This is a genomic window from Pseudomonas sp. LBUM1679 (genome assembly GCF_059695565.1).
The window spans coordinates 4820668-4843923 of sequence record NZ_CP166774.1; the positions used below are offsets into that span (position 1 = coordinate 4820668).

Genomic DNA, 23256 nt, shown 5'->3' on the forward strand with positions numbered 1-23256 from the left:
TTACCCCTTGACCGCGCCAGCCATCAGGCCGCGAACGAAATATTTGCCAGCCAGCAGGTACACCACCAGGGTCGGCAATGCCGACAGCAGCGCACCGGCCATGTGAATGTTGTAGGGGCGCTCACCCGCGGCGGAGCTCACCAGATTGTTCAGCGCGACCATGATTGGACTGTTTGCACCGCTGGTGAACGAGACGCCGAACAGGAAGTCATTCCAGATGCTGGTGAACTGCCAGATCACCGTGACCACGATCATCGGCGTGGACATCGGCAGGACGATCAGCACGAACGTGGTCCAGAACCCGGCACCATCGACCTGCGCGGCCTTGATCAGATCCTGTGGCACCGTCATGAAGTAATTGCGGAAAAACATGGTGGTCATGGGCAACCCGTAAAGGGTGTGCAGCAGGATCAGCCCTCCGATGCCATTGGAAAGGCCGAACAAGCCGAGCATTTTGGAAATCGGGACCAGCATCACCTGGTACGGGGCGAAGGTGCCGAACAGGATCAGGCCATACACCAGGTTCGCCCCACGGAAGCGGAACTTCGACAATGCGTAGCCGTTCACGGCGCCGATAAGGGCCGAGATCAGCACAGCAGGAACCACCAGCAACACCGTATTGAAGTAATAGCCACGCAAGCCCACGCAACGGGTGCCAATGCAGGCACTGGACCAGGCCTCGCGCCAGGGTTGCAGGGTGGGATGGGTGGGCAATGCCAGAATCGAGGAATGAAGGATGGCATCCATGTCCTTGAAAGAGGCGAACACCATCACCAGCAGCGGTAGCAGAAAGAACGCTGCGAAGCCGATCAGCACCGCGTAAACCGCCGCGCGGCGCAGGGTTTTTCTGGCCAGGCGAGCAAAGTTGCGCTGACGGACCAATGGGCGGATATCAGTGGCTGCTGTCATTGTGTTCATGCTTGAACTCCGCATACAGGTAAGGGACAACGATGACGATCACCACCAGCAGAATCATCACGGCACTCGCGGACCCTTGGGCCATCTGCCCACGCAGGAACGTCGAGTTGTACATGAACGTGGTGGGCAGATCGCTGGAGTAACCAGGGCCACCATTGGTCATTGCCACCACCAGGTCGAACGAGCGCACGGCTTGATAGACCAGAATGACGATGGCGGAGAACATTGAGGTCCGCAGCATCGGGATGATGATGCAGGTGTAGATCCTGAAGGCCCCTGCGCCTTCCAGTTGAGCCGCCTTGACGATCTCGGCATCCACGCCGCGAAGCCCGGCCAGAAAGATCGCCATGACAAAACCGGCGGTTTGCCAGACGGCCGCAATCACCAGCGTGTAGACGGCCATCTTCGGGTCTACGAGCCAGTTGAAGCTGGCACTCTCCCAGCCCCAACTGCGTAACAGGTGCTCGATGCCGGTCCCGGGATTGAGAATCCACTTCCAGGCGATACCCGTCACAATCAGGGAAATCGCCATCGGGTACAGGTAGATCATGCGCAGGGTGCTTTCAGCACGAATTTTCTGGTCGAGGAAAATCGCAATGATCAAGCCGAGCAACAGCGAGATCAGCGCGAAGCCGACCGAAAACAACAGCAGGTTGATGACCGAGGTGTTCCAGCGGTCCGACTCCCACAGCCGGACATACTGGCTGAAGCCGACGAAATCGTACTGGGGAAAATACTTGGAGCTGGTGAAGGAAATCACCGTCGACCAGGCGATGAAACCGTACACACTGATCGCCACCAGAATGAACGTCGGCGCGACTGCTAAAGCCGCAGGGCTCCAGCGTCGTTTTCCAGGCCGACGCAGCGGTGCTGCATCGGCCGCCTTGTGCAGCCTTGATAGGGTTGGTCTCACGGTGTCTCTCCTCGGTGGCAGTCTTGTTAGGGCACTAAAGGGCGTGCGCTGCTCTGTCGGCGGCACTACGGATCAGGGAACGTCGTCGGAAAAAGCGTCGAGCACACCGCGGCGCTCGCGTGAAATCATCACTTCGACCAATGCGGGGCCTTTGCTGTTGAGCGCTTTATGCAGCGCCGGGCTGAGTTGATACGGATGCTCCACGCGCCAGGATTCAAGGCCGAAGCTGCGCGCTACTTCAGCGAATTCCGGAGAGTAGGGTTTGCCATCCGGGAGGTTGAATTCGCTGCCCGTGTAGCGACCGGCGTGCGGCGTCCGGGCATCACGCAGCGACGAATACCCGCTGTTGTTGAACACCATGAACAACACCGGGATGCAGTGCATGACACACACCGCCATTTCCTGCATCGATTGCAGGAAATCACCGTCGCCCACCACACACACCACTTGACGTGCCGGCATTGCCAGTTTCGCGCCAATGGCGGCTGGCACTGCCCATCCCTGTGCACCGAAGCCGGTGGATGACAGGTGCGTGCGTGGAAAAAAGACCGGGAACATCTGCACCATGGCGTCGCCGACACTGCCGGTGCCAACGACCACGATCGCATCGCGCTCGAGCACCGCCCGCAGCTCAGCCAAGGGCCGTTGCACGATGAAGGGTGAGGATTCGTCGGCTCGCTCGTTGTCCAGACGCGCTTCCCAGTCGGCTCGAAACTCGGTCATATGCTCGAGGTAAGCCGCGCGTTGCAGTGCGATCGCGCGATGTTGCGACGCCGACACCCACTTAACCAAAGCCGCCAGTGCGCTGCGAATATCGGCTTCGATGCCCAGCTCAACCTGACCGACGCGGCTCGGATGAGCGAGATCGGCATCGATCCGAATCACCGGGCCGCGACCTTGTACGTCTGCCAGCTCGTTGCCCAGCAACAGGATAAGGTCAGCCTCCGCCAAAAGCCGGTTGGCACAAGCGCTCCCCGACCGCCCCACACAACCGCCCGCCAGTGGGTGATCCTCGGCAATCGCGCCTTTGCCATTCGCAGGGGTCAGCACTGGAATACAAAAGCGCTCGGCGACTGCGAGCAACTCGTTGCACGCGTCGCTCATCAAGACCCCAGCGCCCGCCACAATCACCGGGCGAACGGCCTTGAGCAACCATTGCGCGGCTTGGGCGACCTGCTCCGCCGGGGCATGAAACTTTTCAGAAGCAGCGCGAACAGAGGCCGCCATGAATTCGACACTCTGCGCTTGAACCGCTACCGGTATTTCAATACTGACGGGCCCGGGACCAGGGCTGCCCATCGTGGAAAATGCTGTACGCAATAACGTCGACAAATCTGCAGCGGTCTCGGTGATCAACCGGGCTTTCAGGGTTCTGGGCGGGTGAACCGCTTCTGCTCCCGTCAGGTCATGCGCAGTGTCGGTGTCGGGCAAATGCGAAAGCTGCCCCCCACTGATCACCAACATCGCACTGCCTTCGGCATAGGCACACGCCAGGCCTCCCAAGGCTTTGGATACACCGGTAGCGGTCGGCAACAAGGCAGCCATCGGCCGTCCGCAAGCACGGTAATACCCATCGGCCATATGCACGGAACTTTGCTCCTGCATCACCTGAATGAAAGGAATTCCGTGTGCCGACTGCAATGCATCGACAATGGCCCAGGAGCCGTAACCCGGAATCCCGGCGACGTATTCCACACCGTGTGCCTTGAGCAATCTTGCAAGGGTTTGGCTGCCGGTGAGCTTCACAGTGAACTCCAATCGGACCTGAGCGAATGCCGCCAGCGTGTTCCCTGTCGGGTGTCGCTGGCCTGCCGTTGGACTCGAGTATTGGCCGCGGCGCCCTCACACTCAATTTCGCAGGCAGAGTAAAAGCGACGCACGTTGACGCAGGGTGCAGACCCCCTTGCCAGACGCCTCCTGCCCTTGTGAAAACGGCAAACAGGCCGCTTCCTCAGCGCCATCGGACACGCTCGCAAGCGCCAGCGGGAAAAGTGCGTCGTGTTGCGTCGGTACCGGGAAGATGTCGAAAAAACAGGAGGGAACAGCACGATCGAATGCCTGCAACCCGCAACGTCCCCCTGACAAATCAGAGGGTCGCCAAGGGGCTCGCGGCCTAAGTGAACCAGGTGACCAACCTGAACCGGCATCACGACCTGTGAATGCCGGCCTCACTCTTTGCCGGGACAGCCTCAGGGTGCTGGCTTGGCCAGCTACCCTGCAACACGGTGCGCATTGCACGCACGCGCGCGGATTTTCAAACGGTTTTCTTGTAGCGGCGAATACGGATGTCTGCCTGTTCCTTGTGACCGGCGAAGCCTTCCATCGCGCACAGGCGTGAACAGTATTCGCCCACCATTACAGAGGCCTCATCGGTCAGTACACGCTGGTAAGTGCAGGTCTTGATGAATTTGCCCACCCACAACCCGCCCGTATAGCGCGCCGATTTGGTGGTCGGCAGCGTGTGGTTGGTGCCAATCACCTTGTCGCCATACGACACGTTGGTGCGCTCGCCGAGAAACAGTGCGCCATAGTTCGTCATGTGCTCGAGGAAATACAAAGGATCGCGGGTCATCACCTGGACGTGCTCCGAGGCGATGCGGTCGGCCTCCTCCACCAACTCCTCCACGGTGTCGCACAAGATGATTTCACCGTAGTCACGCCACGCCACACTGGCCACCGCAGCCGTCGGAAGCACCGCCAACTGGCGTTCGATTTCGGCCGGAATCGCCTCGGCAAGCGCTGCGCAGTTGGTCAGAAAGACCGCTGGAGAGTTCACGCCGTGCTCGGCCTGTCCCAGCAGGTCGGCCACCACGATCTCAGCGTCACTGCTGTCATCGGCAATGACCAGCGTCTCGGTAGGGCCTGCGATCAAATCGATACCGATCTTGCCGAATAGCTGACGCTTGGCCTCCGCCACATAGGCATTACCCGGCCCGACCACCATATCCACGGGCGCAAACTGTTCTGTGCCCAAGGCCAGCGCGGCGATCGCCTGCACGCCGCCGACGCAGTAGATTTCATCCGCGCCAGCCAGGTGCATGGCCGTCACGATTGCCGGGTGCGGCTTGCCATCGAACGGTGGCGCCACAGCAACAACACGCTTCACACCTGCCACCTTGGCAGTGAGCACGCTCATATGCGCGGAGGCCAGCAGCGGGTACTTCCCACCCGGGATGTAGCACCCTACCGAATTCACCGGAATGTTCTTGTGCCCGAGAATGACGCCCGGTAGCGTCTCGACCTCCACATCGATCAACGCCGACTTCTGTACTTCAGCGAACCGGCGCACCTGGGCCTGGGCGAAGGTGATGTCATCCAGTTCCTGCCTGGACAGACTGGCCACACAGGCGGCTACTTCCTCATCGCTCAGACGAAAGTCAGCCGGCGACCACTTGTCGAACTTCTGGGAGTACTCACGCACAGCGGCATCACCCTTGCGCCCGACATTGGCGATGATGTCTGCAACGACGTCGCGAACCTGGCTCGCGATTTCGGCCTGTGCTTGCACCGGCTTACTGGTTTTCAGGTATCGAATCATCTCTTACTCCGGTTCAAATCACGAGAAAGCGCCGTGCACTGCATTGCGTGGAGCAGCCTGCAGTAACGCGACTGGTGTTTGAGATGATTTTCCCGGCATGAGCGAGCGCTCACAATTTCGCACTGAATGTATAGGTGACGCAGGGTGACGCATTTTTTGGGTGTGCTTAGATCTTGATAGTGGCCTGGGGTCTGATCTCTTGGCCGGCAATATCGAAATCAAGCCCCGAAAGATTCGAGGCTTGATTGAATCAGACGACATCAGGGTTTGCGTCCTCCACCTTCGCTCGTCCCACCATCCTTGCGTCCCATTTCAGAGGACTTATCGCGGTTATCGGCGAGATTGCTGCCGCTCCCGCTTCCTTTCCCACCGCTGGACGATTGATCAGCCTTGTTGGATTGTTGTCCGCCTGAACCCTGGCCGCCTTTTTGGCCTGGTTTGGACATGTTTTCTTTATCGTCGGCAAATTCGCCTCCGCGATTCGTACCCTGCCCGCCTCCGGACATGCGATCGCTATCGCGCGATTGTTGTCCGCCGGAAGCTTGACCACCTTTCTGGCCTGCTTCAGACGCGCGTTGTGGATCGTTGGCAAAATTTCCGCCAGAGGTTTCTCCACCTCTCTTACCGGCTGCAGAAGCCTTGTCCGGGTCATTGGAAAAATTGCCTGGATTTTTGTTTCCTGTATTGGCCATTTTTGTTCACCTCTACATCGTTAGCACGAGCATGGGCTCGTCTAGTTCGGAGGACGCACAAAACAAAAAGTTTGAACGGAAATATGGGGCTTGCGACGAGTGGATCCGGGTATTTGGTTCCATTGAAAATGCGCGCATTCGATGGACGGCGTGTGCGTCATGGAGGGGTTATTTACGTCGGATTTCGGATCAAATGATCGATGTTTACTACACTGAATAACTCGTAGAGTCCTCCATGCATCACACTCAGGAGGTCAATCGATGACTGAACACATCGTGCATTTTCATTGCCAGATCGATCAGGGAACGACTGAGCGCTTCCGGGACTGTTGCCTTGAAGCCATCGATCAAGGCGCTACCTCCTTGCTCCTCAATCTTTCTACAAGCGGGGGTAGCACTAACTTTGGCTTCACCCTCTACACGTTCCTGAAGTCACTGCCGGTACCGCTATGCGCGATCAACGCGGGCAACATCGAATCAATGGGTATCATTATGTTTTTGGCGGCAGGCCGCCGTATCACCTCGCCCCACTCACGCTTCCTGATTCACCCGATGAATTGGTACTTCAGCCAAAAATCAGTCGACCATCAGCGCCTGCGTGAATACCTGTCGAGCCTCGACAACGACCTCGCGCGTTACGTGCAAATTTTCACACTCGAAACTGCTGACGCAGAGACCAAGCTCGATATTTTTCATTGCCTTTCAGCAGAAGAAAAAGTCATCGCTGCACACGAGTCTCTTGCATACGGGATTGCGCATGAAATGAAGCAAATGATGTTCGCCGATGATGTCAAACATTGGAAAGTCAGCGGCGGATGAACCGAGCGCATTCCTCATGCCTGACCTAGCGGACATGTCAAACAAAACCCGCTAAATGTTTATATAAATCAGATAAGTAGATTCGTAGCGCCATGAGGAGAAGCGCAAACCCGAAGCTGGCACAGACGGTGCGTCGATCGTGACGTCGCAAGGGTCACGATTCATCCCGAGCGACACTCCGGTTCTCTCTCACTGATTCATTTGCGGCGCGGGCTGGCGGGTGCCTTCCAGCGCGCGCCATGCAAGTGCCAAACGTCCAGCCCCTCTCGGACCATGTCGAAAAAGGTCGTCAGGATGCGTCGGGAACTCTGTGCGCGCAGGCACACCAATGTTTCGGTGAAGCGCTGCTGACTATCGATGATCGGCAATCCGCAGAGCCGCGAATCGGAGCCAAGCTCGGCTGCCGAGACAACCCCGACCCCCATACCGATTGCGACGGCCTCGCGCGCCGCTTCACGCCCTTCCACCTCGATGGCCTTGCGAATGCGCAAGCCCGCCACCGCCATCTCCTCTTCCAGGGATAGCCGCGTCACCGAGCCCTGCTCGCGCAAGACCAGAGGCGTGTTGTCCAGATCGGCGAGGCAGATGGATGTTCGTTGCGCCCAAGGATGGTCATGGGCGACGAAGGCGAGCATCGGGTCACTGCGCAGATGCAGCTTCAGCAGTCGGTCATCTTCGATATTGCGCCCCAGCAGGGCAATGTCAGCCTGGTGACCGAACAACCGCTGCAGGACCTCATCGGTATTGGCCGTTTCAACCTTCACATCGATACCCGGGTATCGAGCGCAGAAGCGTGCGACATAGGGCAGCACATGCACTGGCGCGTCTACGGCAAGGTTCAAGGTTCCAGTCGACAGGGTGCGATAGTCCATCAACATGTCGTGGGCATCGACACTGATATCGAACAGGCGCCGGGTCAGGCCGAACAATCGCTCGCCCACTTCAGTCAGGCGCACCAGACGCTTGTCGCGGTAGAACACCATCACCCCGTAGTAATCCTCGAGCTTGCGCACCTGGTCGGACACCGCCGGTTGAGACAGGCAGAGCTGCTCGGCCGCGCGCGTGAAACTGCCATTCATGGCCACGGCGTGGAACGCCTTGAGTTGGGTATAGGAAATAGTCATCGGGGAGCCTTTGCATAGGTTCAGCTTATTCATGCATACGATAAATCGATTTTATTTATAGACGATGAACTGCAAGCATGGTTTTCGCAAGTCGCCTGCCCCCTGTTTGAACAGTGCCGCCCTCGTACCAACCCCCCGGTTGGCGCGTGAAAATGATCGTGTTCGCCGCGTGCGGCTGATTGCTTCCCTGAACCCTGTTCCCCAACCGCTCCAACGGAGATGACCTCATGCGCCCCTACTGGCTCGATCAGGCCCTGAAAACTCAACCCGACTCGCCCTGCCCGCCGCTGCGGCAGAACACCCGTGCCGATGTCTGCATCGTCGGTGGTGGTTACACCGGTTTGTGGACTGCCATCATGCTCAAGGAACAGAACCCCGAGCTGGACGTGGTCATCGTCGAAGCCGACATCTGCGGTGCCGGTGCCAGTGGGCGCAATGGCGGCTGCGCACTGTCCTGGTCGGCCAAGTACTTCACCCTGGAGCGCTTGTTCGGCGTCAAAGAGGCGATACGCCTGGTCAAGGAATCGGAGCAAAGCATCTACGCCATCGGCAGCTTTTGCCAGAAGTACGGGGTTGATGCCGATTACCGTCTCGATGGCACGCTTTACACGGCGACTAACCGCGCTCAGGTCGGCTCGACCGACGGAGTGATCGCTGCGCTGGAGCGCAATGGCATCAACTCTTTCTCCAAAAGCGCGCTAGCTGACGTGCAGCGGATGGCGGGTTCGACCCGACACGTTGAAGGCTGGTTCTCGCCAGCAGCGGCCAGTGTGCAGCCGGGCAAGCTGGTCCGCGGCCTGCGCCGGGTAGCGCTGGAACTTGGCGTGCGAATCTACGAAGGTTCGCCAATGACCGGCCTGGAACAAGGGCTGCCGGCCACCATCAATACGCCGGGTGGGCAAGTCGTCGCCAATCGCGTGGTGTTGGCGATCAACGCCTGGATGGCGCGGGCTTTTCCCGAATTCTCGCGTTCGGTGGCCATCGTTTCCAGCGACATGATCATTACCGAGCCGCGACCGGACCTGCTCGAGCGAATTGGCCTGACCAGCGGGGTCACCGTACTCGACTCGCGCATCTTCGTGCACTACTACCACAACACCCCGGACGGCCGGATCATGCTCGGCAAAGGTGGCAACACCTTCGCCTACGGCGGGCGCATCCTGCCGGTATTCGACCAGCCTTCGCCCTACAAAGGCTTGTTGCGCAACACGCTGGTGGAGTTCTTTCCAGACTTTGCCGATGTCGGCATCGCCGCCACCTGGAATGGCCCGTCCGACCGCTCGGTCACCGGGTTGCCTTTCTTCGGCCGTATGGGCGCAAGCGCCAACATCTTCTATGGCTTCGGCTATTCCGGCAGCGGCGTCGGTCCCTGTCATATGGGCGGGCAAATCCTGTCATCGCTGGTGTTGGGGGTGGACAACCCCTGGACACGCTCGCCACTGGTGCAAGGCCCGCTCGGCCATTTCCCACCGGAACCGATTCGCTACCTGGGTTCACTGATGGTGCGCAACGCCATTCGCCGCAAGGAGCATGCCGAGGACCACAACCTGCGCCCCCGTCGGCTGGATGTGCGTCTTGCGAAGTTCGCCGCGGCGGCCGGCAAGTCAGACAAGGGATAACGCACCGGTCACTCAACGGAACTTCAACACGCCCCCACAGAACACCCCACCCGGCTCGTGCCAGGTGGGGTTTTACGCGTGCTTGTCGATCAGGTGTTGCACGAAAATCAACATTTCCACTTATAAGCTCAGCTTGTTATTGACATGTGATAAATCGATTTCAGTTATTTTTCGGCTAATGGTTTTATTGGCCCATGCATCACTCCCCACAAAAACAACATCGCCGGAGAAGATCATGACCAAAGCTGAGTTTCCGACCACACAGACGCTGGCCACCCCAGCCCTGGGTGAACCCTACCTGCTCACCCCAGGCCCGTTGACCACGTCCAAAGCCACCAAGGAAGCCATGCTGCGCGACTGGGGTTCATGGGACGTTGCCTTCAATCAAGTCACGGCTGACGTTCGCCAGAGCTTGCTCAGCATGGCGGGCGTACAGGACGACAGCTTTGCCTGCGTGCCATTGCAAGGCAGCGGCAGCTACTCGGTGGAAGCCGCCTTGGCCACTGCCATCCCTCGTGACGGTAAAGCGCTGGTGCTGATGAATGGCGCCTACGGCCAACGCGCCACCAAGACCCTCGAGTATCTCGGTCGCGCCTTCATCACCCTGGACAAAGGGGATTACCTGCCGCCGCAGCCCGAGGAAGTGGACGCCTTGCTCAAGGACAACCCGGACGTCACCAACGTCTTCATCGTCCATTGCGAAACCAGTTCCGGCATTCTCAATCCGCTGCGCGAAATCGCCGATGTGGTGAAGGCACATGGCAAGAGTCTGATCATCGATGCCATGAGTTCCTTCGGCGCCGTGCCGCTGACGGTCAATGAAATAGCGTTCGACGTGGTGGTGTCCTCTGCCAACAAATGCATCGAGGGTATTCCGGGGTTCGGTTTCGTCATCATCCGCCGCTCCATCCTGGAGGCCGCCAAAGGCCGCGCCAATTCACTGAGCCTCGACCTGTACGAGCAGTGGGTGTACATGGAGCGCACTGGCCAATGGCGTTTCACGCCACCGACCCACAGCGTTGTAGCGTTCCATAAAGCCTTGGAGCAACACACTGCCGAAGGCGGCGTGCATGGCCGTCTGGCACGCTACACCCGCAATCGCGATGTACTGGTCGCAGGCATGCGCGAACTTGGCTTCAGAACGTTGCTTGAGGACCGTTGGCTGTCGCCAATCATCACCACGTTCTTCAGCCCGGAACATCCAAACTTCGAGTTCAAGCGCTTCTACGATGAACTCAAAGCCCGCCAGTTCATCATCTACCCCGGCAAACTGACAGTAGCCGAGAGTTTCCGTATCGGCTGTATCGGCCAGATCGACGAATACATCGTCCATCAGTTACTGCGCGCCATCGCCGACAGTCTCGTGGCGATGAACGTCGACATGCGCCTGCCGGCAGGCTGACCGCCCCCTTTAAAGGTCCTTGTCAATTCGAGCACGGGTGCAATGGGTAGCACCTGTGGACGAGGATCTTTTTTCAGCACATGGATTCGTTGACTTATCGCCAGGCACAGCCGGGCAGGCGTCAGCGACTGCGTCATTTGAATACTGAAAGCCTGATGCCATCTCACTGCCATCTCATCGATGTCATGTGCGTGGACAGATTTTCCGTACCGAAAACAAAAACAAAAACTTTGCGCTGTCTGGCACCACATACGGGATCAGAACACCATGAACAAGAACGCAACAAGTCCTCTCGCAACCGGCTGGAAATCGCTCCAGCGTTGGCGCGTGCAAGTTTTTCTCATCACCTGGGTGGCTTATGCCGCCTTCTACTTCACCCGCAAGGCGTTTTCTGTCGCCAAACTGGGTATTGGCGAAGACCCGGACTTCATGCTCGAAAAGGCCATGATGGCCAATCTCGATGCCCTCTACCTGACCGCGTATGCCGTGGGCCAGTTTCTTTGGGGCAACTTCTCTGACCGTTTCGGGCCAAGGGTCGTGGTGCTTAGCGGACTCGTCATCTCGGCGCTGGCCGCGCTGCTGATGGGCACCTACGCCACCTTACCGATTTTCGCCTCCTGCATGCTGATCCAGGGCCTGGCTCAGTCCACCGGTTGGTCGGGTCTATGCAAGAACGTCGGCAGTTTCTTCAGCACCAGTGAACGTGGCCGCGTGCTGGGTTACTGGAGCACCTGCTACGCCTTCGGGGGGCTGGTAGCCACACCGTTTGCCGGTTGGTGGGCCTACAACGCTTACCATGACTGGCGCATCGCGTTCATCAGCAGTGCTGTGGTGGTGTTGGTGGTGGCGGTGCTGTTCTTTTTCCTGCAGCGCAACCAGCCAGAAGATGTCGGGCTGCCTCCTGTCGAGATCGAAATCGAACCCGTCAGCAAGGTCGCAGTTCCGCGCGAAAGTATGTGGGCTGGCTTGCGCACGGTGATGAAAAATCGAACCGTGCTGATACTCGGCCTTGCCTATTTCATGCTCAAGCCAGCGCGCTACGCCATCCTCCTGTGGGGGCCAGTCATTATCTACGAACGCATGCCCGAGATTGGCAAAGTGGCATCCGCAATCGTCCCGACGGCTTTTGAACTGGCGGGTCTGGCAGGTCCAATCCTCATCGGTATCGCATCAGATAAGTACTTCGGCGCTCGTCGCATGCCGGCCTGTGTCCTGAGCCTGGTTGTCCTCACCATCTGTTTGGGGCTGTTCGTCCCCGCGATGCAGAGCGGCAGTCTCTACATGGTGGTCGGCCTGTTGTTCATGATAGGCCTGACTCTTTACGGGCCGGATTCGATGATGAGCGGCTCAGCTGCCATTGATTTCGGCAGTAAGGACGGAGCGGCCTCCGCCGCAGGCTTCGTCAACGGCTGCGGTTCGATAGGCGCGGTCCTCGGCGGCCTGTTACCAGGATACTTCGACACCACCACCATATTCCTGGTGTTCACCGTCGCGGCGCTGCTGGCCAGCTTGATGTTGATTCCATTTTGGAACAGCCGCCCGAAAACAGTGGAAAGCACGGCGTTGGCCTCGCCTGCGGTGCAACCGGTCGTTGTCGGCACCAGTTCCTGAACTCGAATTAACCAATCACCCATCACTGGAGCAATCACCATGCATTACAAGCAACCTTCTCAACTGCAAGCCGTGGTTCTGGACTGGGCGGGCACTGTCGTTGACTTCGGTTCTTTCGCACCGACGCAGATTTTTGTCGAAGCCTTTGCCGAGTTCGGCGTTGCGGTTTCCCTGCAAGAAGCTCGCGGGCCGATGGGCATGGGCAAGTGGGATCACATCCGCACGCTGTGCAACGAGCCGCAGATCGCCGATCGCTACCATGCTGCCTTCGGCCGGTTGCCGACTGATGATGATGTCACCGCCCTCTACGAGCGCTTCATGCCGCTGCAGATCGAAAAGATCGCCCTGCACTCGGCGCTGATTCCCGGTGCCCTCGATACCATCCATGGCTTGCGCGACAAGGGTCTGAAAATCGGCTCCTGCTCAGGCTACCCGGCCGTGGTCATGGAAAAAGTCGTAGAGCTGGCGCGCAAGAACGGCTATGTCACCGACCATGTGGTGGCGACCGACGAAGTGCCCAATGGACGCCCGCACCCGGCTCAGGCCTTGGCCAACGTGATCGCGCTGGGGATCAGCGACGTCGCCGCTTGCGTGAAGGTCGACGACACCTGGCCGGGTATTCTCGAAGGTCGTAGCGCGGGGATGTGGACCGTCGCGCTGACCTGCTCCGGCAATGCACTGGGCCTGACCTATGAAGAATTCCAGGATTTGTCCCTGGAGGAATTGGCCGAGGAACGCGCGCGCATCATCAAGATGTTCGAAGGCTCCCGCCCCCACTACCTGATCGACACCGTCGTTGATTTGCCGGCGGTCATCGAAGACATCAATGCCCGTCTGGCACGTGGAGAAACCCCTCAGGGCTCCTGACCCCGTAGCGCTTGTGTAGCTGACAGTGGCCGTCCCAAGGACGGTCACAACCAAAACAACCAGAGAACACCACCATGAACTACGCCCACCCTGGCACGCCCGGTGCCATCGTTTCCTTCAAGTCGCGTTACGGTAACTACATCGGCGGCGAGTTCGTCGCACCGGTCAAAGGTCAGTACTTCACCAATACCTCGCCAGTGAATGGCCAACCGATTGCCGAATTCCCGCGCTCCAGCGCCGAAGACATCGACAAAGCCCTGGACGCTGCCCACGCCGCCGCCGATGCCTGGGGCAAGACTTCGGTGCAGGACCGCTCTTTGGCGTTGCTGAAAATTGCCGACCGCATCGAACAGAACCTGGAACTGCTGGCCGTCACCGAAACCTGGGACAACGGCAAAGCCGTGCGTGAAACCCTCAACGCCGACATCCCGCTGGCCGTGGACCATTTTCGCTACTACGCCGGTTGCATCCGTGCCCAGGAGGGCAGCTCGGCGGAAATAAACGAACACACCGCGGCGTATCACTTCCATGAACCACTGGGCGTGGTCGGACAGATCATTCCGTGGAACTTCCCGCTGCTGATGGCCGCCTGGAAACTCGCCCCGGCCCTGGCCGCGGGTAACTGCGTGGTACTCAAGCCTGCCGAGCAAACCCCACTGGGCATCACCGTGCTGATGGAACTGATCGGCGACCTGCTGCCACCCGGCGTGCTCAACGTGGTGCAGGGCTTCGGCAAAGAAGCAGGTGAAGCCCTGGCCACCAGCAAACGCATCGCCAAGATCGCCTTCACCGGCTCGACCCCGGTCGGCTCGCACATCATGAAATGCGCCGCCGAAAACATCATTCCGTCCACCGTGGAGCTGGGTGGCAAGTCGCCGAACATCTTCTGCGAAGACATCATGCAAGCCGAGCCACAGTTCATCGAGAAGGCCGCCGAAGGCCTGGTGCTGGCGTTCTTCAACCAGGGCGAAGTCTGCACCTGCCCGTCCCGTGCCCTGGTGCAAGAGTCGATCTACGACGACTTCATGCAAGTGGTGATGAAGAAAGTGCTGTCGATCAAACGTGGCGATCCGCTGGACACCGACACCATGGTCGGCGCCCAGGCATCCGAGCAGCAATTCGACAAGATCCTGTCGTACCTGGAGATCGCCAAGGGCGAAGGCGCCGAGCTGCTGACCGGCGGCAAGGTGGAAAAACTCGAGGGCAACCTGGCGACCGGGTATTACATCCAGCCGACCCTGCTCAAGGGCACCAACAAAATGCGCGTGTTCCAGGAAGAAATCTTTGGCCCGGTGGTGAGCATCACCACCTTCAAGGACGAAGCCGAAGCCCTGGCCATCGCCAACGACACCGAGTTCGGCCTGGGTGCCGGCCTGTGGACCCGCGACATCAACCGCGCCTACCGCATGGGCCGCGCGATCAAGGCCGGTCGGGTGTGGACCAACTGCTATCACCTGTACCCGGCGCATGCCGCGTTCGGTGGCTACAAGAAGTCCGGCGTCGGCCGTGAAACCCACAAGATGATGCTCGATCACTATCAGCAGACCAAAAACCTGCTGGTGAGCTACGACATCAATCCGCTGGGCTTCTTCTAACCCGGCCGGAACACCGCAAAACCCTGTAGGAGCGAGCTTGCTCGCGAAGAACGTCAACGATGACGGGGGCCGCCTGGATGTACGCGTCCCCCTCACGTCCTTCGCGAGCGAGCTCGCTCCTACATTGGCACTTGGGTTTTCCCCAGCGCCAGATTTACTGCCAGCCACCCATTCACCGCCGCCTCCCCAGCCTCGGCAAACACCCGCTCCAGCAATTTAACCTGCTCGCGCCGCAATGACTGTTCGAAGCGCGCGCCATCATCCGTCAGTTCCAGCAGTCGTTTACGCTTGTCGGTCTGCGACGCGACGCTATTCACCAGATGCATTTCCAGCAACTGACGAAGGGGAATATTCAGCGCCTGCTTGCTCACGCCGAGCAGCGCCAGCAATTCCTTGACGCTCAGGTTTGGGTAACGGGCGACGAAAAACACGATCCGTTGATGTACCCGGTTCAAGCCTCGGCGTTCGAGCATTTCGTCGGCCTTGGCGGTAAAGGCCTGGTAGCCGAAGAAGAACGCTTCCATGGCCTGTTGCTGGGTACCGGGGTGTTTAAGGTCAAGCATATTGACGTTTCCGCGGAAATTGTCGTAAGTTCGGTCAACTAGTTTGACTCATTCTCCCCAAGCCTCGCTACTGGTGACTCCCATGGCATTCTCCGAACGTGTCACGCGCCTTAAAAGTTCTTTGATCCGTGAAATTCTCGCCGCGGCCCAACGCCCGGAAGTGATGTCGTTCGCTGGGCGGGTTGCCGGCCGAAGCCATGCTGCCCAAAGTAGAGTGGACGGGCATGCCGGTGTCTATGGGCCAATACGGCATGAGCGAAGGTGAGCCGGCGCTCCGGGAGGCGTTGGCCGCAGAGGCCCGTGCGTCAGGTGTGCCCTGCGAGGCGAATCAGGTGCTGGTGGTGAGCGGTTCTCAGCAAACCCTCGACCTGGCAGCCAAGCTGTACATCGACAAAGGCACCGAGATTCTGCTGGAAGCGCCAACCTACCTGGCGGCGTTGCAGATCTTTCAATTGTTCGGCGCTGACTGCATAACAGTTCCGCAGGAGGCGGACGGCCCTGACCTGGCGCAACTGCGCGCGCGTCTGGAAAAACACAAACCTGCGTTCATCTATTTGATCCCGACGTTCCAGAACCCTTCGGCCGTGCGTTACAGCGAAGCCAAGCGCGATGCGGTGGCAGCGTTGCTTGATGAATTCGGGGTGACGTTGATCGAGGATGAGCCTTATCGCGAGTTGACATTCGACGGCGACAACGCAACGCCAATCGTCAGCCGCTTGAAAAAGGCCAGCTGGATCTACACCGGCACCGTGTCAAAAACACTTCTGCCCGGACTGCGAGTCGGCTACCTGATTGCCAGTACGGACTTGTTCCCGCACTTGCTGAAACTCAAACAATCGGCCGACCTGCACACCAATCGGGCCGGTCAGTGGCAGGCGCTGCAATGGATTGGCACCGACAAATTCCAGCGTCACCTGAGCGAGTTGCGGGACTTCTATCGGGTTCGTCGAGATGCATTTCAAATTGCATTGGAAGCGCACTTTTCCGATCTGGCGGATTGGAACGTGCCCAAGGGCGGGCTGTTTTTCTGGCTGAGGCTCAAGCAGCCGCTGGATACCCGCACACTGCTGAATGCTGCACTGGCGGCGGATGTGGCGTTCATGCCAGGTGAACCGTTCTTCCCCGAACCGGATAACAACCCGGGGTATATGCGCCTGAACTTCAGCCACATCGATCCTGCACGGCTGGACGAAGGGCTCAAGCGGCTGGCAGCAGTGGTGAGTCATGCCCAGGCGGCACAAGCAGCCTGAGTTTGCTTGAGAGCGATATAATCGCCACAGGAGACGGCCTTTAACAATCCGTTCTCCTGCCACGCCGGTATGACCGCACCGGGCAATTTCAGAGAATATCGTGAAACCCGGGAAGTAGTCTTGGGGTCTGGGCATCCGTATTGAGTACTTACGCCGCCTGCCGCCGCATCGTCAGAATGGCAGCACCGAAACCAATGAATGTCGACCCCACCACCCGGCTGACCCAGCGGGACAGCGCAGGCCGGGTCAGCACACCCTTGGCCCGCGAGGCGAGCGCGGCATAGAGGCTCAGGGACGACACCGACAATGCCATGAAGATCGAGGTGAGGATCAGAAATTGCGGCAGCAATGCCGCGTTCTGATCGATGAACTGCGGGAACAGCGCGGTGAAGAACATCGTCGCCTTGGGGTTGGTCACTGCCGTCAGGAAGGCCGATTTGTACAGTTTGGAACGAGTCGGCCGGCTTTTCTTCAAGTCATCCTGAATCCCGTCCGGGAGCATCGGGCCCTTTTTGAACAATTGTCTAATACCCAGGTAGAACAAATAACCGGCACCGATAAACTTCACCGCGTTGAACAGCCATTCGGAACTGGCGAGCAGCGCCCCCAGCCCCAGCATGGCAGCAGACGACAGGCAGAACAGGCCACTGGCGTTGCCCAGCGATGACCATATGGCGCTGCGCTGCCCATGGGCCAGGCTATTGTTGATCGCCATCAAGGTCGCAGGCCCTGGGCTGGCGATGGCAATCGCGGCGACCAGGGTAAAAGTCAGAATCGAGTGAGAATCCATTTTCAAAGCTCGTGGTGGTGAGGCTGGCATGTTACAGGAGCGAGCGGGACCACGAGTCAAGTGGTGTTCGGTATCCCAGGCGGTCATTGGATTGAAAGCGCTCCTTGCCCACCGACAGCAATCGGCCCAGAAGCAGCCGGTGGACGGAGCGATAGCAAATGAGCAGCTATGCTTGGTCTACTGCCGGAACTGATTGAGCAGATTGGGCTTTCCGTCCATGGTGTATAAACCGCCTTCAGCGGTCACCCGACTGTCACAATGCCCGGCCTAGTCAGGGATAGACGACAGAACAAGGAATGTTCTCCACCAAACCCGTGAAGGTGTTGTCACCCCACTTGGGGTCAATTTAGAGTTAGGCCCAAGGAGGCGTCCGCCATGACCGTAGTCGATCGCCTCAGGTATTTGCGCGTCGTTCTAGTGTTGGCTGGCCTCGCGTGCCTTGCTCTCTACCCACTTATGTTGTTCTGGCCGTCCGGCTGGGCCTGGCACGTCGGTCACTCGGACTACCCGATGATGATCGTTGGCATCTACGCCGCACTTGGCGTGTTCTTGATCCTGGCCGCACGTGATCCATTAGCCAATCTGAGCCTAATCTGGTTCACCGTGTGGTCTAGCGCCGTACACGGAGGAATCATGGCCGTCCAGGCGGTCACCCAGCCGGGGCAAATGGGGCACTTGGCAGGTGACGTGCCGGCGCTCTTCATCGTGGCGGTTGCCTTGGCCATCTTGACGCCCCGCTCGCAATTGGCCGCTCGGCCCCGGACACACAATGGGGTCTAAGAGCAGGTTTGACTGTCAGGATCGGGACGAAAATCGCGTTTCTACGCAAATTTTTGGTCTGCTGATCAACCAAGCGCCGACAGATGGGTCGGACAGCGACGGTCTGGCATCGGCCGTCTCTACAGAGGCGATGTCAAACGTCGTGTCCGGCTGATTCCTTGCACGATGGGGATGAATCTCCGATTCTTGCGGGAAAAGAGAAGGAATTCAGGTTAGAGCGGTTTGTGCGATAGCGTCTTGTTTTGGCCATCAACGACATAACGAAGAACCACGTTGATCATCCAGGCAGCCGTGTTCGAAGGGGAGTTGGCAGCCGGCGAATTTATGCTGACTATCGCTTTCTTGCGATAGCCCGCTCTGGTTTCATTAGAAGCGCTGGTCTGGACGTCGGAAAGGACAGTTCCATCGTCTTGAATGAACTCGACCGAGAAGTTGGGCGAAGCGCCCTCGGTTGACCAATACGGGACAAACAAAAACCACCTTCGGCGCTCTCGCCGGGCTTCGCCCCCCCACTCAACGAACGCGGGCAATTCCGTCCCGATCGTGTTGATTTTGATACGGATACCATTCCCGAGATCATGCACTTTTTGCGCCATACATTACCCCTTCGTGCGAAGTTGTAGATTTCCAATTTTTCCGTACCAGGAGATCGTAGTCTGTCCCGATTTCTGGATCACTCTGCCCAATGTTGCATCGCAAGACGCCGCTTCCCCTCTGGGTTATGGAATTTGACACTCAAATTCGGTATGCCATCCTCGAACCAGCAGTGGTTTATGGAGTTTTCTGAAGCTGATTACCGATTTTAATAGTCAACACTCACTAGGCAACCTCATTCAGGATGGCGAGTGTCCCTGGATTCAAAGCGATTAGCTTGGAAAAAACATCCTCATCCACCGGATTTACGATCTCACTGGTTAGATTATCTCCCATATCGCTCAGCAGTACGTTTCTAACCTGCTCAGCATACGCACGGCTTTCAATTATCACATTGAATTCTAGGTCCTTGCGTGCGCTACGCCAGTTCAGATTATAAGAACCATGAGTTGCCAACCACCCATCGACCACCGCGATTTTCAAATGATTAAATGCCCGCGAATATTCGAATATCCGCGCACCGGCATCCCGAAGTTCTTTGTCGAAGGAACGAAAAAGCGACTTCACTGCACCCGTATCGGCAAACGGAAAGTCGTTCGCACTCGGATGCGGACGGATGAGCCTGAACGATAATCCATCGCGCCCTTCTATTTCTTCAAGCCATGTCCTCAGCATTGCGTAGTCAATAGGGTATGGATTCCCAATCAATATTTCCTTCGCGCGGCGGAATATTTGACGAGAATAGAAGTGACGGAGAGCGTTATCTTGTCTGAGAGGCAGTGGACCGGACCTGAGCAATTGAGGTAGATCGACCTGGAGTTCTTCGCCTGGCCGGCTCTCAAGGATCAGAACTGTGTCGGTTCCTTCTGGAACGGCTGGGGGAGTAAAAAAAACGTCATTAACGTCAATAAACTTATTGGTGCTGAGCATCCACCGCTTCGCAAAAAAAAGATTCACTCGGGCGCTCGCGCCACCAACAATATGGGTAATGGCGTCGTGCCAGTGAGGCTCGCTAGTCTCTGTTCCTATTCGTTGCTGCCCTTCATACAAATACTCGTTCCCGATACCAATGCTCATTACCATAGCTTCGCGACCATCGACGATTAAGAGCTTTGTATGGTCAACGTGGTTTAAACCAATCAGCGTATGTCGATTAATGTCGCGCTGTTCCTCTGCCCAGTCCGGGTTCATCCCTTGATCGACAAGCCCCTTTAATTGGTCCTCGCTTAACCGATGTCCAAGCCAGGCTGTATCCACAACCTCGACACGGCCATTCTCCAGACGATTTACCAACTCATCGATCTTATGTCGTCCTGTATTATTTTTCCGGGCATCCTTTCCATCGGTCGATCCATCTCTGCTCTTGCGAATGTCAAACATGACCCGAACGTCGACATCACGTGATGCAGCTTCAATCAGACTGTCCGCGACTAGCTGTCCGGCCTCATCATTAAAGAACATGAAGGTTGAAAGATGCACGTAGCGTGTCGCGCGACCGATCACATCGAGGATCGCCTGTCGGCAACCGGGTCCGTCGGTTATGAGCGTCACCCGATTCCGATGCAGCGCATGGTTTGACATCGTAAACGCCAGGTCATCAAGCTTGTCCTGTGCAAAACCCTTGACCTGTGTAAGCAAGCTAATATCACGGAGTTCACCGTCAGGCTGTGAATCTCTGAGAGCCAATAGCCGAGGAGCGACCACGTGGCCAATACCATATCCTGCCTCACCGTATCCTAAGATCGGGTCGTCTCGCAGCCATCCATTTGATGTCAGGTACCCGTCATGAGGGGCACGGTTAATAAGCTCAAGTATCGCCGCTTGGGTGTCTAGATCAATTCTTGAGTAGTCTAAACTTTTCGGCATAAACCCCTCCGATCAAAATCAAGAGCGTGTCAGTGAGAATTCGGGGACGTTTTGCACAGCGCAGCAACAAGCGCCTCTGCGGCGGCTACATCTGCCAGGGCGCGCAGCAGTTCCGCTTCGCGCAGGCCCAGTGCAGCGAACTCGTCCGCGAACTGGCGTGCGCGCCGTACTAGCAACGCGACGGCAACAGATCAAGCATAGCCAATGATCTGCCATTGTTCTGGCCACAGGCAGCTTCTGGCCGATTTCGGCCTTTGGTCAACGGCAGCTTGGGGCCGATTACTGCGCAACCAGCAGCCTCTGCCGCCGCTTGAAATGCTCTCCACATGCCCGGGTTCGGGGAATGCCCCCGGGGGCAACGTCAAAGAGGCGATTGATGAGCTATACCCACTAATCTCCCATTGCAGTTCTTCAACCCGGGACGTTGGCAATGAAGCTCAAAAACTCACTTGCAGCGCTAATGGTCTGCGCCAGCCTCTTCGGCTGCACCACTTCATCAGAGCATGGCGTGAGTGTTCCACTGGTTGCCACCCGCCAGAACACCGGTCAGATCGGCAATCTAACGTTGACCAGCTGGAACAATAATAAAACCGGATTCAGTTTCTTCATCAGTGGTGTTCCAGGCGGAACGTCCCTGCCCTTGCGCCTCTATACCTTCATCAATAAAGGCAGCTGCCAGCAGCCCGGGCCCGTCGCCTACGCAATGAACGATCATGTCAACACCGAACGCCAAGCCATACGCGGCTGGGCGTTCTCGAGAGGCGCACCTGTCGCACTGCCGGTCCTGCTGTCCAGTGAGTACTCCGTCGTCGTGCGCACTGCCCCGGACAGTGGCAACATCGATATTTTTTGCGCTGATCTCCGGCAAGGCGGTTCGGTGAAATAACCGCGCCCTCCTTGGCGCGGGCAAAGACCTTACTGCGCCAACTGCAACCGGCTTCGGCTGAGGCGGGACAAGCCGCCCTGCAAGACAAACGCCAACACCACCGTTGCCGGTGCGGAAAAGCTGCTCAGGCTGCCACCGCAGAACATCAGTACCAGTCCCAGCGCAGTGGCGCCGAACCAGGCCGTCAAGCCCGCCGGATGAAACGCTGCCACCCGTTCGAGCGTCGCTCCATCACAGCGTCCGTAGCGGATTTGCGCCAACGCCACACCGACCCAGGCCACGACGAAAATGCCTTGATACGCCAACGCTTTGAGCAGGTAGGTAAACACATCGGCGAGCATCAAGCCGTAGACGATCAACCCGACCGCCAAGGCCCACATCGCGTACGAACCGCGCAGGCCAAAACGTGCGAAGAACGCCTGCATGTTCAGCGTGGCCAGATAGTAATTGGCGGTGTTGATCCGGGTTTGCGTGGCCCAGACAAACAACAATCCCCACAAGCCCATCAGTTGCAAAATCGCCATCACCACCGACACTTCGTTCAGCGCCCCGTCATGGGGAATGCTGCTGACCAGATAGATGCCTGCCGCGCCGTTGAGCAGGAACGTCACCGCGTAGAACGGCATGCCGAAGTTCCAGCGCCCGTGATACCCGGCGTCTTCAGGTTTGCCGAAACGTGCATAGTCGAAGGTGAACAGCATCAGCACCCAGACGCCCATGTAGGCCACAAAGCAATCCCACCAGCCAAACATGCTGGGGGTGGCCGGGCCGAAATCCAGCCATTGCGGCTGGTAGCCATAACGGCTGATCGACAGCCCCACCGCCACCAACAGGCCCCCCAGGTAAACTGGCAGCAACACGCCGTTGAGCTTGTCCAGCCAGTGCTGCACGCTGCCCAGGATCATTGGCACGCTGTACAGCACCACCAATAACGCGGCCAACGGATAGACCAGTTCCGGGTACAGGTGGTTGAGCGCCACGGCGATCACCGAACCCTCGAACACGGCGTAATAGATCGCCGTGGAAAAGAAGATCAAGGTCGCCAGGCAGGCGCCGGTACTGCCGAACAACAGCCTTGAAAACAATGCCACCGACAACCCACTGCGGATCGCGAAACGGCTGAGCACACTGTTGACCAGCCCGTAGCTGATCACCGACAACAGCATCCCGATCAGCGCATTGCGGGCACCGTAAGACAGGGCCAGTGACGCGCCGACCACGATGTAAAACATCGCGCTGCACACCGCCCACCAGGCCATGGTCAGCGACAAGCGGCCCATGCGTGCTTCGGGGGGAACGGGATGATGGGCAGGGTCTTGCCCGGTTTGACTCGATTGCGATAAAGCAGCCATATGCGTGAACTCCAGAACCAGTCAAAGGTTGAAGCGCGGGCAGCCGCCACCGCACCGGAGTGCGGCGTTGGCTTACC

Annotated in this window: 19 protein-coding genes and 1 pseudogene; 9 read left to right on the forward strand and 11 right to left on the reverse strand. The window is 58.2% G+C overall.

All coding sequences use genetic code 11. The features are described 5' to 3' along the window. From ACA062_RS21925 to ACA062_RS21945, 5 genes are all read right to left on the reverse strand, one after another. Window positions 1-918, reverse strand: a complete 918-nt coding sequence (locus tag ACA062_RS21925) for a carbohydrate ABC transporter permease (RefSeq protein WP_497452974.1) — start codon at window positions 916-918, stop codon at window positions 1-3. Continuing rightward, the gene (locus ACA062_RS21930; protein ID WP_497457475.1) at window positions 893-1810 is read right to left on the reverse strand and encodes a carbohydrate ABC transporter permease; all 918 of its coding nucleotides are present in this window, start codon (window positions 1808-1810) and stop codon (window positions 893-895) included. Before ACA062_RS21930 ends, ACA062_RS21925 begins: the two co-directional genes overlap by 26 nt. A gap of 93 nt (window positions 1811-1903) precedes the next feature. After that, entirely contained in the window at window positions 1904-3577 is a 1674-nt protein-coding gene (locus tag ACA062_RS21935; RefSeq protein WP_497452975.1) for a thiamine pyrophosphate-binding protein, read from the reverse strand. Window positions 3578-4085: 508 nt separating this feature from the next. Further along, complete coding sequence (gene hisD / locus ACA062_RS21940; protein ID WP_497452976.1) at window positions 4086-5369, reverse strand: histidinol dehydrogenase; 1284 nt, start codon at window positions 5367-5369, stop codon at window positions 4086-4088. 260 nt (window positions 5370-5629) lie between these two features. Then, window positions 5630-6061, reverse strand: a complete 432-nt coding sequence (locus tag ACA062_RS21945) for a con-10 family general stress protein (RefSeq protein ID WP_497452977.1) — start codon at window positions 6059-6061, stop codon at window positions 5630-5632. Window positions 6062-6322: 261 nt separating this feature from the next. Between ACA062_RS21945 and ACA062_RS21950 the strand changes: the two genes are divergently transcribed. After that, window positions 6323-6880: an ATP-dependent Clp protease proteolytic subunit gene (locus ACA062_RS21950; protein WP_046817303.1), complete on the forward strand. Its 558-nt coding sequence runs from the start codon at window positions 6323-6325 to the stop codon at window positions 6878-6880. Between the two features lie 197 nt (window positions 6881-7077). Here ACA062_RS21950 and ACA062_RS21955 read toward each other — a convergent pair whose 3' ends face one another. Next, the gene (locus tag ACA062_RS21955; RefSeq protein WP_497452978.1) at window positions 7078-8004 is read right to left on the reverse strand and encodes a LysR substrate-binding domain-containing protein; all 927 of its coding nucleotides are present in this window, start codon (window positions 8002-8004) and stop codon (window positions 7078-7080) included. Window positions 8005-8231: 227 nt separating this feature from the next. On the opposite strand from ACA062_RS21955, the gene ACA062_RS21960 reads away from it, so the two are divergent. The 5 genes from ACA062_RS21960 to exaC all read left to right on the forward strand — a co-directional run bounded on the left by ACA062_RS21960 (window position 8232) and on the right by exaC (window position 15098). Continuing rightward, window positions 8232-9623, forward strand: a complete 1392-nt coding sequence (locus ACA062_RS21960) for an FAD-dependent oxidoreductase (protein WP_497452979.1) — start codon at window positions 8232-8234, stop codon at window positions 9621-9623. A gap of 235 nt (window positions 9624-9858) precedes the next feature. After that, complete coding sequence (locus ACA062_RS21965; RefSeq protein ID WP_497452980.1) at window positions 9859-11025, forward strand: 2-aminoethylphosphonate--pyruvate transaminase; 1167 nt, start codon at window positions 9859-9861, stop codon at window positions 11023-11025. A gap of 267 nt (window positions 11026-11292) precedes the next feature. Next, window positions 11293-12636, forward strand: a complete 1344-nt coding sequence (locus ACA062_RS21970) for an MFS transporter (protein WP_497452981.1) — start codon at window positions 11293-11295, stop codon at window positions 12634-12636. A 39-nt stretch (window positions 12637-12675) separates the two neighbouring features. Continuing rightward, a complete protein-coding gene (gene phnX / locus ACA062_RS21975) occupies window positions 12676-13503 on the forward strand; it encodes a phosphonoacetaldehyde hydrolase (RefSeq protein WP_497452982.1) in 828 nt (275 codons plus the stop codon). 74 nt (window positions 13504-13577) lie between these two features. Further along, window positions 13578-15098: an acetaldehyde dehydrogenase ExaC gene (exaC, locus tag ACA062_RS21980; RefSeq protein ID WP_497452983.1), complete on the forward strand. Its 1521-nt coding sequence runs from the start codon at window positions 13578-13580 to the stop codon at window positions 15096-15098. Between the two features lie 119 nt (window positions 15099-15217). Here exaC and ACA062_RS21985 read toward each other — a convergent pair whose 3' ends face one another. Then, window positions 15218-15661, reverse strand: coding sequence for a MarR family winged helix-turn-helix transcriptional regulator (locus tag ACA062_RS21985; protein WP_497452984.1), 444 nt, complete (start codon window positions 15659-15661; stop codon window positions 15218-15220). 82 nt (window positions 15662-15743) lie between these two features. Between ACA062_RS21985 and ACA062_RS21990 the strand changes: the two are divergent. Beyond that, window positions 15744-16911 (forward strand): annotated as a pseudogene (locus ACA062_RS21990) (aminotransferase-like domain-containing protein). 148 nt (window positions 16912-17059) lie between these two features. Here the strand turns inward: ACA062_RS21990 and ACA062_RS21995 are convergent. Further along, window positions 17060-17701, reverse strand: coding sequence for a LysE family translocator (locus ACA062_RS21995; protein ID WP_497452985.1), 642 nt, complete (start codon window positions 17699-17701; stop codon window positions 17060-17062). Between the two features lie 375 nt (window positions 17702-18076). Here ACA062_RS21995 and ACA062_RS22000 point away from each other — a divergent pair, with 375 nt between their 5' ends. Continuing rightward, window positions 18077-18481 (forward strand): DUF6632 domain-containing protein, encoded by a 405-nt coding sequence (locus ACA062_RS22000; RefSeq protein WP_497452986.1) that lies wholly within the window; start codon window positions 18077-18079, stop codon window positions 18479-18481. A gap of 212 nt (window positions 18482-18693) precedes the next feature. Here ACA062_RS22000 and ACA062_RS22005 read toward each other — a convergent pair whose 3' ends face one another. Together ACA062_RS22005 and ACA062_RS22010 are read right to left on the reverse strand one after the other, a co-directional pair. Next, window positions 18694-19077 carry a hypothetical protein gene (locus ACA062_RS22005; RefSeq protein ID WP_497452987.1) on the reverse strand — a complete coding sequence of 128 codons (384 nt, stop codon included), beginning with the start codon at window positions 19075-19077 and terminating at the stop codon, window positions 18694-18696. A gap of 223 nt (window positions 19078-19300) precedes the next feature. After that, a complete protein-coding gene (locus ACA062_RS22010; protein ID WP_497452988.1) occupies window positions 19301-20941 on the reverse strand; it encodes a phospholipase D-like domain-containing protein in 1641 nt (546 codons plus the stop codon). 430 nt (window positions 20942-21371) lie between these two features. Here ACA062_RS22010 and ACA062_RS22015 point away from each other — a divergent pair, with 430 nt between their 5' ends. Next, window positions 21372-21827, forward strand: coding sequence for a hypothetical protein (locus ACA062_RS22015; RefSeq protein ID WP_497452989.1), 456 nt, complete (start codon window positions 21372-21374; stop codon window positions 21825-21827). 29 nt (window positions 21828-21856) lie between these two features. Here the strand turns inward: ACA062_RS22015 and ACA062_RS22020 are convergent, their stop codons facing one another. After that, window positions 21857-23179 (reverse strand): purine-cytosine permease family protein, encoded by a 1323-nt coding sequence (locus tag ACA062_RS22020; RefSeq protein ID WP_497452990.1) that lies wholly within the window; start codon window positions 23177-23179, stop codon window positions 21857-21859. Window positions 23180-23256 lie beyond the last annotated feature (77 nt).